This window comes from Maritimimonas sp. 2405UD52-3 (genome assembly GCF_056591715.1).
On sequence record NZ_JBWQOL010000006.1, the window covers coordinates 76,344 to 88,162 of the forward strand.

Here is an 11,819-nt window from a genome sequence, read left to right on the forward strand (position 1 = left end):
GTTTATGCTTTTGCTCCTTTACTTTTTAAGTATTGTATAATTTTTTTGTTTTCACTAGATTGAAGCGGCGTTTCTCCTTTATTAGAAAATTTTCTTCCAAGTCTATTAACGTCAGCACCATATTCTACGAGAATTTCTACTTGCTTTTCCTGATCTCTTAAGCAGGCCCAATGTAAAGCCGTCGTTCCAAGAAAATGTTGTTCTTCAACATTGGCACCTCTCTCAATAAGCAATTGTGTCATATCTATACCACATTGACCTATAATTGGATACCATAAAAGCCCAAAATCATGAGCACCTCGTTCGTTTATCCTATTAGGGTCTTCATCAAGCAGTTTTTTTACCGTAGTAAAATCATTTAGCATAACAGCTGTGGGTAACGAATAGGGTGCCCCGTTTTCGATTAAATATTCAACGATTTTCTTATTTCCGATGTGAGCACAAGCTTCTACGCAGATTTCACTAGTCGTTGCAACACTATGCACTAACAACGGGTTGGATTCTAAATGTTTTTTTATATAATTGAAATCCCCGTGTGCTTTACCAACAAACCTTCGTCTTAGAAATAAAGGTATATTATTAAAATCTTCAGGAACCAAATATCCCTTACCATCTCTGTTATATGCTAATCTTGAAGAATGAATAGTCCTAGGAATTTTTTCATTTTTATTTATTAAATCATAAATTTGCTTATACCCTTCTTTTTCTGCTAATGCCAACGCGGTTTGCCCATTACTATCTTTTTTATCAATTTCTGCTCCCAAACGAATCAGCATTTCAACCATTTCGTAACTTCCACGTTCTGCAGCAATGTGTAAAGGAGGTAAATCTGAATTTAATTCTGGGTTTGGATTAGTATTATTAGATAAAAGCGCTGCCGCAGTTAATTCAGCAATCGCGAGATTAGGATATCTTAATGCTTTTTGTATTGCTGTTGTTCCAGTTTTATTTTTTATGTTGTAATTAGGATTTCCACATTTGGCATAAATTCGCCACATGTCCTTTCCTGCACCACCTGCAGCGGCCGCCCACATGGCGTTTCCACCCATTGGATGGTGTTTATTAATCTCGTTTACTGTTGATTCTGATTCTTCTCCAATTAATTTATCATATTTATCCCAGTCTAAACTCAAAATAGCTTCATGAAGATCTGGTTTGTAGCCATTTTGTTTCAAATACTCACCAATATTTTTATGACCGCCCAGTAGAGCTAACACAAATCCAGTTCTGCCTATTTCATCACTGCTAGATAGCAAGAACTTATCCTTAGATAAAAGTTCTTTTACTTTAGAAATATCACCACTAGAACAAGCCTGTAGAAATTCTTCATTTTCTACTAGAGAGCCATTTATTTTATTTTTACAATTAGCTAAAATGATTGGGCTAATAGCTATAGCTGTGCCGCCAACAACTATCTTTTTAACAAAGTTTCTTCTATTATTCATAAGATTTTTTTTGTAGACTTAAAAGTATGAGCAATATTAAATTGATGAAGCTCGCATAAAATAAAATTAAACATTAAACTAAATACTTAATTTTATTTTATGTGAACTAAAGTAGCGGGTATGTGTATAGGTAGTTATTTAATGCATTTAGACTCGTCTTTAACAGGTAAGTTAAAATTCCAAACTATCATCAAACTTTTGTTTATCAACTTTTACCCAGCGATCGGTATTAACGGTTTGCCACTCAGTTTGACCATCCATACGTATTCTCGTAACGGTTGTGTAATGATTATTATCTTTTATAGTTGCAGTATCTTCAATAAATACTTTTTGCCCACCTGGACCATTGCCACTATAAATAGTTTTTAAAACTTCGCTGCTTTCAATTTCAATATGTCCTTGTGCCATTCTACCATCTTTACTAAAACCAGAATAGACAATTCTGTTCTCTTCTGCATTCCAACTTTTAAAACCCTCCCAAAAAGTACGAACTTCACCATCATCAAATATACCTGTGATTGTCATTTTTGCAATCGTTCTTTTATGGTCAAACCATTGCAGTTCATATCCAAATTGCAATTTTCTACCATCTTTTGACTTTTGAATATCTGCGGCCAGCCATTTACCAATCTGAAATGCTATTGGCTTTAGTTTTTCAGAATGTTCATTCTGGGCATTGATTGGGTTTTGAAAAGCAATCAGTACTAAGAAAGTGGTACATATTAATCGATTCATAATTGTGCTTTTAAGATTAAGCACTAAAAATAAACTACCATTTTTTGGAGTAAGTACCATCCTATTGGAAAGAACCGAATATAAGTATTAGTTAAATTTCTTTTTAAACTCAGAGGGAGTCATATTTGTAAACTTTTTAAAATTTCTAATCATGGATGTTTTACTTCTAAAACCAACATCAAAGGCTATTGCTTGAATCGTCAGATTTAAATATTGTGGATCTATCAATCTTTTCTTCATTTCTCCAACCCTCATTTCATTAATTAAATCATGAAAACTAACTTTTAATTCCTCATTTAAAGTCTGAGAAATTTTATTGCTAGAAATACCTATCTTATGAGAAAAATTACTTAGATTAAACTCATTATCAAAAAAAGGTTTTTTCTCTTTCAAATACATTAGTATCTCTTTTGCATACTTTAGTTTCTCTTCAGGTTCAAGTATAGATTTATTATATTTTCTTTTATTTAAATTATAAAAATTAAAAGCTTCAGATTTATTAATTAAATAATACGATATAATAAAAATTATTGCGGCAAGACCAATATTCTGAATGTAACCAAATATTATAGAATATACCCCTTTGTAACTCATCATTAATGTACTAACTAAATAGATAATCCAGAATGCAACAAAGCCATAACTAAGCATTTTCACCCAAGTATAATTAATAGTAGATTTTGTCTTTACCTGTCTTTTCTTGATAAAAATAATTGTGAGTACTATACAACAAATATTAAACAATACTTCAATGATTAAACCGAGTCTCGAAATTCCCATTTTACCTTCAATAAATATCATTTGGAATAAGCGAATTTTATTTTCTCCTGAATTGAGATAAAATTTAGATCTAACTATAATTACTATTATAAAAGGAAGAAATAATAGTAAGTATTTCCAATTCCACTTAGACTTTGATATGGTTATAAAAAAATATAAAAAATAAAGAGGACCTATTAAATAGTACAAGACAAATGAAAGTCCTAAAAAATGAGGAAGTTTTTGATAATATCCGGTATGTCTAATAAGAGACTCAGCTAATATTAATGAAATAACTAAAAGTAAAACTCCAAAAATTTTATTTGTAAAGCTTCCTTTTCTTTGAGTAAAAAATGAAACAAATAAGACAACGGCCTGTAAGAAGGTGAATAGAAATATTACATGCCAAAAATCTAATTCCATGTGTTTATTTTATGAAGTAATTTATAAAGAATAATCAAATACAATTATCAATTTAAAATTTAATTAATGTTAAATAATAATCGCAAGTGGTTTTATAATTTGACACATCCTAAAGGATGGTACTTAACCTATTCTGTTAATTAATAAGTTTAAGTTTTTAAATTAAAGCTTCATGAACAGAAAATCATTATCCTTAATTATCATATTGTTTGCACAAGTTACATTTGGACAAAGTGATTCAAAGTTAGATTCTCATATCGCACCACTAGACTATTTCCTAGGTACTTGGACGGCAATGGCTCAAGGCCCAGGTGGTAAACCAATTATGTACTCTGTTCATACTGTAAAACCAATTTTAGGTGGTAAATTTATTAAGCGCACTGTTATTCAAGGGTTTAATGGTTTACAATTATTGCCTTATACTGAGGAAACAATTGGTTATAATATTGCGAAGAAAGAAATTGAATTATCAAGCCATAACAAGCCCGGATTTATAATTCATGGCACTATTGAGATAAAGGATGATAAAAGCTTTACCAGAAATTGGACATTATATGACCTTCAAGGAAAAGTGGTAACGGGGAAAGATACTTGGACAATTATTGGTGACAATTCATTTAAATGGGAATTACATTTCTTAACTGAGGGTAAATGGGTTGAAGCTCCGTTTTCTCCGTTTAATGTTCATAGATCAACTATTGAAGAATAAATAATTTATCCTATCTTTCAATCAATCGATTGCCAATAATACGCTGGTAAACTTCACTTTTAAGACGTCTGCTTATTTTAATCTTATGCTTCTTAATATGTATTAAGTTCCCTTCTATCTTATCAACATATTGTAAACTAACTAAATAAAAACGATGAACGCGCATAAATTTAGTTTTTGGTAACTCAGTTTCAATATATCGCAAAGAAACTAAAACCAGATATTTTTTATGTACTGTATGTATTAAAATATAATCCTTCGAAGTTTCGATAAATAAAATATCGTCAAGAACTATTTTATTTATTATTCCATCACATTTAACAAAAATGTGATTTTTGCCTTTAGAAGTGTTTGTGTTTAAAGCTAATACCTTATCTACAGCCTTTAAAAAGCGCTTGTATGAAATAGGCTTTAATAAATAATCAACTGCATTTAATTCAAATCCGTCTAAAGCATATTCTCGATAAGCTGTAGTGAAAATTATTAGTGGTGGATTAGTGATTTTCTTAACTAATTCAATCCCCGTTTTTTCAGGCATTTCGATATCCACAAAAAGAATATCCACAGAATGATTTTTTAAATACATAAGAGCATCGGAAGCATTACTAAAAGATCTTAAATTGTTAAGAAATGGTGTTTTTTCAATAAATTCTTCAATACCTTCTCTAGCTAAAAGCTCATCATCAACAACAATGCATTCAATTTTCATTTAAATCTAATTTTAAGGTTACCTTATAAACACCATTTTCTCTATTTATATTTAAATGATGTTTTTTGGGATAGATTAATTCTAGTCTCCGTTTAATATTTTCTAATCCAATTCCATTAGAATTTTGCGTAGTCGCTTTTATGTCATAATTGTTGCTAACATTAAAGTTTAGTTTATTTTCTTTATCGACGTTCAATAAAACATCAATAATATAGCCTTTACTATTTTGTCCATGCTTAAAAGCATTTTCAACCAAAGGTAATAGAAGCATTGGTGGAATTTCTATATCATTGTTATTGTTAGTAATGTTTACGGAAAGGGTAAGAATGTCATTATGCCTCACTTTCTCAATATTTATATAGTCATTTAAACTTTCAATTTCTTTACTAATTGGTATCATTTCTTTTCTTGCCTCATACAGTTGATGACTTAAAATATTTGAAAATTGTAGTAGCATTTCTTTTCCGTCTTTTAAGTTCCTACCAAGCATTATGTAAATACTATTAAGAGTATTGAACAAAAAATGAGGATTTATTTGGTTTTTAAGTAATTGAAGCTCTATTTCTAATTGTTTTTGTTCAATCTCTTTGGTGTATGCTTCTTTTGTATACCATTCTCGAAGTAAATGCAAGGTCATCGAGAAACCAACTAACACTAAAATTTCGGTTAATATGGTTATTTTTCCTTGGGAGCCAAGGAAGAATTCAGCAGTAGGTTGATTAATATATAGTTCAGAAAAATAGAAGTGAAGGCTATATGAAGAAATTATAGTAGTTATAGAAACACTAATTCCACAAAAAATAATGAAAAGAGCTAATTGTTTTCTTAAAAGATATTTTGGTACTAGAACGTATAAATTGAAATAAACAAGAATCGTATAAGGAATAAAGGTGTAAAAATTTGTCATTAAGTTTGATAAGAAATATGGATGATATACTAAGTCATGAGCACTCCATAGTATCAGGAATAAAATCCAAAAAATGGAATGTCTTAAGAATTCTTTATAAATCATTTTTTATTTTTTTTAATTGATATAGATACTCCAGCAAATAAGCTCCAGTTTGTTGTAGGAATAATTGAACTCCGCTGAGTACCATCTTCAGAATAACGATACCCGAAGACTTGATTAAATTGAAACGGGTTTTTTAAGGAAAAATAAATTACGGTAAAATTCTTAAATATTGTAGTTAGATAACTTGCATTAAAATTTAAATTATGATAATCTATAGTTTTATCTCCTAAGAATACATCATTGTTTGGATTGTAATAGGGCCTTCCGCTTGAAAAAGCATAAGCCACTCCCAGCCTTAAAAGTTTTGTTATCTTATAATTTGCAACTAAATTTAAAGTATGTAAAGACACGAAAGATGGGGTTGTTTTAATCGGAAAATCTTGATAATATCGCTTTGAATCTAACAGGGAATATGATATCCAATAACTTAAATTTGATATGGTTTTTTCATCTTTCCAAAATACATCTATTCCCCGTGAGAATCCATTACCCTCATTATTAAGAAGTAAATTGGGTTCCTCTTTTATTAAATTCTTGTATTTTTTGTAATACGCTTCAATTCTTAATAATTGTTGCTTAGGTTTCCACTGATAATTGGCAATAACGTGAGTGGAATTCTCATAATTGAGATTGCTATTTCTTCTCAAGTAGACGTTACTGGGGGTCTGGTAAAATTGCCCGTACGCTAAAGAAACATTCGAATTACCACCAACTTTATATCCAAAAGAAACCCTTGGGACAATATTATATTTGTTCAGAATGTTTGCGTATTCAGCTCTTAAACCAAACCTTAGCCCAACATTTTTACCGAAATTAATATCAGATTCTGCATACATTGCTAAAAAATTGTTATTTAATAATGTTCGAAATTGTGACTCCTTATACTCATTTTTACTATACTGCCATTCATTTCCAACTCGTAATTTAAATTGACCTAATTTTTTGTTCAGAGTTATTCGCCCTTGAAGTAGTAAATCATCTTCAACTTCTAAATCATCATTAAAAATATCTTTGTTATTATCATAGCTTATTGAGCCCAAAGCGAATAATTTCCAATCTTCAAATATGTATCCACTATAAGAACTATTCCAGAATAAGTTTTTATTCTTATTTTCAAAAATGTTCTCTGAATTTGTGTCAAATGACTGAAAACCTAATGTGATATTTCCTTGTCGATATTGTAAGTAAGATTTAAAAATGCCTAAATTTTCAGTCTTTTTTCTAAATCCAAAAGAACCTGAGATTCCATTTGGAGCTGTAATCCAATTTCTGTTTTGTGGTACAACAGAAAATAGAGTAGACAAGTTTGTGTGACCAATACTTCCTAGGAAAGCAGTTTTATCTTTCCACGTTTTTACATAAGTACCATTAATTCCAGCCATATTTAAACCCAAACTATAGTTGTCATTGCTTGGAAAGTCATTGGTGTTTAATATGAGTACTGAAGACAAGGCTTGTCCATATTCGGCAGAATAACCACCTGTACTGAACAGGGTACCTTTAAATAGAAATGGATCGAAACGTCCTCTAGCAGGAATATCCGGGACCTCACTAAAAAAAGGCCTTGCTACCAAAACTCCATCTATAATTGTTCTTGTTTCTCTTGCTTCTCCACCTCTAACGAACAAGCCTGTTTCATTACCTATAGGTGTGACTCCGGGTAAGGTTTGTAAAGCACCATAAACGTCTCCACTAGCGCCCGGGTTTGTAACAATATCTAAGGGCTTTAAAATACTAGCGCGTTTCCTATCACTTGCTTCGAAAGTTCCAGCAGAAATAACTACTTCAGATAAACTATTACCACTTCTTAAAACAAAATTGAAATTAAGATCTTCGGTTTTAACATCAATTAACTTTTCTATAGTTTGATATCCAACAATACTAATCACCAAAGTCAATTGACCTTTAGCGTTAGTTACAAATGAGAATTTGCCAAATTCATCAGTTGTTGAACCCTCAAATGTGGGTTTTAAATAAACGTTTGCAAATGAAATTGCCTTACCTTTTTCATTATTGACAGCACCACTAATAGTAATTTGAGAAAAACAATTGATAGAAATATAAAAGAAGAAAAGAAAACTTAGTGGTTTCATAACAATTCGTTATAGGCCCAGATCTTTTTTCAATTTATTTAGTTGCAAATCATCCGGAAATAGCTTTAGTCCTTTTGTACAGAATAATTTGGCCTCATCGGTACGATTTTCGCGATCATAGTAACTGGCCAAAAAATAGTAAACTTGATTTCGACCAGTAGTAGGAGCTAATGTATGATTATAACTTTTATCTGGTTTGCTTAAGGCTTGTTTTAAATATGACTCTACTTTAAAACCACCTCCATATTGAACGGGTGTATAGTAATCACTTCTACCAATGCCTAAATATGCGCGTAAGTTATTCGGGTTTTTCTGTATTGCCTTGTCGTATAGAGCATCGGCTTCGGCACTTAAAATAGCTGCTATATCTGTTTGAAATTTAATTGAAAAACTTAGCATAGATCCTTGCAATGCTAAAATTTCAGAACTTCGGTAGGTCGATTTTTTTAATCGATCGATTCCTTTTTGTAAAATCTTTAATGCTTGTCGATTATCACCATTGTTCATAACCAAAATAGATTGCCGATACATTGCAAAGGCAATCCAATAGTCATAAATCGGGTCTTTAGTTTTTATAAACCTTTTCTCTAAAGTATTAATTATAGGAATAAATTTATCGGTTTTAGTTTCAATTGATTTTCCATAAGCCTCAATAATTTCTTTCTCAATATCGTTTTGAGAGTATCCAAAATTTAGAGATAGTAATAAGATAAATAATAATGCAAAGTTTTTCATGATTTAATATATAAGCTCAAAAAGAATAATAATGAGGCATTATTAAAAACTTAATAGCTTAATGGTATATGTAAGTCGCTAAATGGTAGTTCAATATTGATCGAAACTAAATGATCCCTTTTTAATTATTAATTTAGGCTTCTAATAGCAACTTTAATTTCTTTAAATCTTTATTGTTGGCTCTATGCACTGCTATTCTCATAAAAGGAGCAAATAATATTGAAAAACCAGTTGGCTTTCCTACATTTCGTAATGTCATTTCAGTTTGCTGGTCCGAAACTTTCATCCAGCTGTAGGTAGTTTCCATTGGAAAAGGACCATCTAAAGTTTTCATGATCATGATGGTTTTACTCAATTCAATAACTTCATAGATATATGATAACTCCCTTCCAAGAAACTTGGCCTTAAATGCTATTTGCGTCCCTACACCTAAAGGCCTATGGGTTTTCCACTCAACAGATTTTATATTTACGTACCATTCAGGTGCATTATCAGGGTTAGAAGCATAACTTGCAACTTCGTTAATAGGTTTATTTATAACAATTTGCGTCTGAACATCTACCATGTTTTAAAGAATAATTTTAATTGTAAAATATTTATTGGTCATTACTTCATAAATGCAACATTATTTCGTCCTTCTATGTAGTCCTTTAGATAATACATTAAATGCCCCCAATCGGTATTGCATTTTGCAAACCAACCATCGGTTTGTTTCCAATCTGTGTGAGTGAACTTTACTAAAGATATCTTTTCATCATTTTCTAAAATTTTAAAAATTAATCTGGTGTTTATCCATTCTTCAAGCCCATCAATACAAACCCATTCAACATACTCATTCGGAATTTCTTTAATTATTTTCATAGTTAAAAGAAAAGTATGATTGTTAAATCCAAACACATAAGTATTGTGATTTTTTTGAACGTCTGATGTCCACCAACTTTCTAAACCACTTTCTGTTGAAATAGCCTTAAATACTTTTTCAGGGTTTGAGTTGATTGAAATTTCATGTTTTGAATCTGCCATATAATTTGCTTTTTTAAGTTTCGTTTTAATTTTTTTAGAATGTCTGTTATAGTTCATTAAATATAATACAGGCAGGTGTATTGATACTGCTTACTACGAAACACTCTAGCTATCTCATTTTAAGTGATATCAAAACCTATACTGGGTTCTGTGTGTTTGTAATTGTTACTCAAATGTTTCATCGACTCATTTTATATTTATCCTTTTTTAATTATCGTATGATTATCGTATGAAATTTTATCGATTATTTTTTCACTATTTATTTTAACACTAACATTGAATGGTAGACTTGTTCTATTAGAAAATCCAGAAAACCCAGGGTAAATTATTTGAAATTCTCGTTCACTTGTTTTAAAGAGTGTCACCTGAGGTTCGTCAACAATATAGTTTTCACCATATTCTTCAGAATTTAATTCTATTTGAATTGCTTTAAATATTGTTGCTTCATTAGGCTTTAGTCTTTCATTTAAAGATTGAGCAAGGTGATAGTTTACAATGTTATCCAATTCAAAATACCTTGAAATGAATGGGCTCCAAAGTTGCGTCTTAGGCGGTGAGAATTTTGTATAATTGAAATTTCCGTGAAAAGGACTGTATCCAGAGATGTATACTGAATCTTGTTTCCTATAAAGTGCTATATTTGATATACCTTCACCACCTTTATTAATTATTGACAATGAATCTATTCTTCTACTTTTGATGCGATGATAACTGTATGTTTCTCTATAGTCTGGGGAATCAGCAATCATTACGGATCTAATAATGATAGTTCTGTTTTCTAATGAATCTATTAATAATTTTTGTTCTCCAACTTCAACATCATCAGTAAAAAAAGAGTAGTTAAATTCTTCCGTTTTATCATTAACCTTTAAATAGTCTTCCCAATTGTTAAATCGATTTGTCCTTTTTCTATTGTTTTCTTTTAATTTTGATAGTTCATCATTAAGAAATTTTTCATCTAACCATTTATTATTGGACATAACAGCCTTTATATTACCTATGGTATTGATTTCATTTAAAGGGTTAGAATCGCACAGAATTAGTTCAGCATTTTTTCCAACTTCAATAGTCCCAACATTGTCTAGATTTAAAAATTTTGCAGCATCAACCGTAGCATATTTTAATGTTTTATAGTTTGTTATTCCTGCTTTTACAAATAGTTCCATTTCATCTAGGTAAGCAAAACCTGGGACAACTAATGGGTATCCACCATCACTACCTATAAACAATTGAATATTATTATCACTCAACTTTTTAATAAAACTTGCAACATTCTCATAAGGGTAAGTCGATTTTTCTATATTATTTTTTATATCAGGCTTCCAATTAACTCTTAATTTTGGCGGAATATATTCCATATTAGATGAGTTGTATATACTATCTTTTTTGTGAGATAAAGACCAGTTTCTATGTACAGCGAGTGATGGCGTTATGGCTTTGTTGTTTTTCTTTAACTCATTTATCAGTTTACTTCTATCTACCAGTAATTTACCTCCTCTAGTTAGACCAGTTAGATTGGTATATTCTGGTTGTTTACTTTGTAAGACTTTATCTTCATTAATAAATATTGGAAAATGACCGCTTATAGGTAGTTTTATTTTTTCAGCTTCATCTAAAATTGCTTCATATGTTTCTGGCGAACAAGTTGCATATATATACATTCCATCATAACCTAAACGCTTTGCTTCTCGGACTTGTTCTTTGCCTTGTTCAGCCGTGAAAATAGGTTGTTGGCTATGATATGGTGCTGGTGCCCCAGTAGCTCGTAAGCCATAACTTAAAATTCGAGGACCTATAATTTCCTTATTCTTAATTTGTTCACGCAAACCAAGTACATTTATATGACTAGGAATATCTCTAACTGTAGTTTGTCCATTAGCTAAATAGAGTAATAAATTACTTTCGTTAACATGAGTGTACATATTTATAAGTCCTGGTAGAATATACTTTCCTTTTCCATTTATAACTTTATAGTTTTTTGGAATTTGTACTTCTTTGATATTACCAATAACATTAATTATACCTTCTGAAATTAAAATGGTTTGATTTTCTAAAACAATTTCTGATGTCATAGGAATAATGTTGACATCCACAATTGCTATTTTTTCTTGCGAAAGAGAAACATTGCAAAAGTGTATTAGAATAGAGATAAATATTAAAGGATTTTTAAACATAG

The 11,819-nt window shown here is 30.5% G+C and carries 11 protein-coding genes; 1 reads left to right on the top strand and 10 read right to left on the bottom strand.

Annotation, left to right across the window (positions count from 1 at the left end; genetic code table 11):
- Positions 1 to 2: 2 nt before the first annotated feature.
- The 3 genes from AC1EU5_RS13740 to AC1EU5_RS13750 all read right to left on the bottom strand — a co-directional run bounded on the left by AC1EU5_RS13740 (position 3) and on the right by AC1EU5_RS13750 (position 3,362).
- Positions 3 to 1,445, bottom strand: coding sequence for an ankyrin repeat domain-containing protein (locus AC1EU5_RS13740; RefSeq protein WP_480192981.1), 1,443 nt, complete (start codon positions 1,443 to 1,445; stop codon positions 3 to 5).
- Positions 1,446 to 1,616: 171 nt separating this feature from the next.
- Entirely contained in the window at positions 1,617 to 2,180 is a 564-nt protein-coding gene (locus tag AC1EU5_RS13745) for a hypothetical protein (RefSeq protein ID WP_480192982.1), read from the bottom strand.
- An 87-nt stretch (positions 2,181 to 2,267) separates the two neighbouring features.
- Complete coding sequence (locus AC1EU5_RS13750; RefSeq protein WP_480192983.1) at positions 2,268 to 3,362, bottom strand: helix-turn-helix domain-containing protein; 1,095 nt, start codon at positions 3,360 to 3,362, stop codon at positions 2,268 to 2,270.
- Between the two features lie 172 nt (positions 3,363 to 3,534).
- On the opposite strand from AC1EU5_RS13750, the gene AC1EU5_RS13755 reads away from it, so the two are divergent.
- Positions 3,535 to 4,071: a hypothetical protein gene (locus AC1EU5_RS13755; protein ID WP_480192984.1), complete on the top strand. Its 537-nt coding sequence runs from the start codon at positions 3,535 to 3,537 to the stop codon at positions 4,069 to 4,071.
- A gap of 10 nt (positions 4,072 to 4,081) precedes the next feature.
- Here the strand turns inward: AC1EU5_RS13755 and AC1EU5_RS13760 are convergent, their stop codons facing one another.
- The 7 genes from AC1EU5_RS13760 to AC1EU5_RS13790 all read right to left on the bottom strand — a co-directional run bounded on the left by AC1EU5_RS13760 (position 4,082) and on the right by AC1EU5_RS13790 (position 11,817).
- Positions 4,082 to 4,780, bottom strand: coding sequence for a LytR/AlgR family response regulator transcription factor (locus tag AC1EU5_RS13760; RefSeq protein WP_480192985.1), 699 nt, complete (start codon positions 4,778 to 4,780; stop codon positions 4,082 to 4,084).
- Complete coding sequence (locus AC1EU5_RS13765; RefSeq protein ID WP_480192986.1) at positions 4,770 to 5,792, bottom strand: sensor histidine kinase; 1,023 nt, start codon at positions 5,790 to 5,792, stop codon at positions 4,770 to 4,772. The genes AC1EU5_RS13760 and AC1EU5_RS13765 overlap by 11 nt, the downstream gene beginning before the upstream one ends.
- Positions 5,789 to 7,885 (bottom strand): TonB-dependent receptor, encoded by a 2,097-nt coding sequence (locus AC1EU5_RS13770; RefSeq protein WP_480192987.1) that lies wholly within the window; start codon positions 7,883 to 7,885, stop codon positions 5,789 to 5,791. The genes AC1EU5_RS13765 and AC1EU5_RS13770 overlap by 4 nt, the downstream gene beginning before the upstream one ends.
- A gap of 9 nt (positions 7,886 to 7,894) precedes the next feature.
- Positions 7,895 to 8,620, bottom strand: coding sequence for a tetratricopeptide repeat protein (locus AC1EU5_RS13775; RefSeq protein ID WP_480192988.1), 726 nt, complete (start codon positions 8,618 to 8,620; stop codon positions 7,895 to 7,897).
- A gap of 133 nt (positions 8,621 to 8,753) precedes the next feature.
- Positions 8,754 to 9,185 (bottom strand): SRPBCC family protein, encoded by a 432-nt coding sequence (locus AC1EU5_RS13780; protein WP_480192989.1) that lies wholly within the window; start codon positions 9,183 to 9,185, stop codon positions 8,754 to 8,756.
- A 41-nt stretch (positions 9,186 to 9,226) separates the two neighbouring features.
- Complete coding sequence (locus AC1EU5_RS13785; RefSeq protein WP_480192990.1) at positions 9,227 to 9,643, bottom strand: SRPBCC family protein; 417 nt, start codon at positions 9,641 to 9,643, stop codon at positions 9,227 to 9,229.
- A gap of 197 nt (positions 9,644 to 9,840) precedes the next feature.
- Entirely contained in the window at positions 9,841 to 11,817 is a 1,977-nt protein-coding gene (locus AC1EU5_RS13790; protein WP_480192991.1) for an amidohydrolase family protein, read from the bottom strand.
- Positions 11,818 to 11,819 lie beyond the last annotated feature (2 nt).

Excerpts from the sequence above, each read along its gene's own strand:
- AC1EU5_RS13755 (WP_480192984.1), top strand. The coding sequence starts at position 3,535 with ATGAACAGAAAATCATTATCCTTAATTATCATATTGTTTGCACAAGTT.
- AC1EU5_RS13770 (WP_480192987.1), bottom strand. The coding sequence starts at position 7,885 with ATGAAACCACTAAGTTTTCTTTTCTTCTTTTATATTTCTATCAATTGT.
- AC1EU5_RS13775 (WP_480192988.1), bottom strand. The coding sequence starts at position 8,620 with ATGAAAAACTTTGCATTATTATTTATCTTATTACTATCTCTAAATTTT.
- AC1EU5_RS13765 (WP_480192986.1), bottom strand. The coding sequence starts at position 5,792 with ATGATTTATAAAGAATTCTTAAGACATTCCATTTTTTGGATTTTATTC.
- AC1EU5_RS13740 (WP_480192981.1), bottom strand. The coding sequence starts at position 1,445 with ATGAATAATAGAAGAAACTTTGTTAAAAAGATAGTTGTTGGCGGCACA.
- AC1EU5_RS13760 (WP_480192985.1), bottom strand. The coding sequence starts at position 4,780 with ATGAAAATTGAATGCATTGTTGTTGATGATGAGCTTTTAGCTAGAGAA.
- AC1EU5_RS13780 (WP_480192989.1), bottom strand. The coding sequence starts at position 9,185 with ATGGTAGATGTTCAGACGCAAATTGTTATAAATAAACCTATTAACGAA.
- AC1EU5_RS13750 (WP_480192983.1), bottom strand. The coding sequence starts at position 3,362 with ATGGAATTAGATTTTTGGCATGTAATATTTCTATTCACCTTCTTACAG.
- AC1EU5_RS13790 (WP_480192991.1), bottom strand. The coding sequence starts at position 11,817 with ATGTTTAAAAATCCTTTAATATTTATCTCTATTCTAATACACTTTTGC.
- AC1EU5_RS13785 (WP_480192990.1), bottom strand. The coding sequence starts at position 9,643 with ATGGCAGATTCAAAACATGAAATTTCAATCAACTCAAACCCTGAAAAA.
- AC1EU5_RS13745 (WP_480192982.1), bottom strand. The coding sequence starts at position 2,180 with ATGAATCGATTAATATGTACCACTTTCTTAGTACTGATTGCTTTTCAA.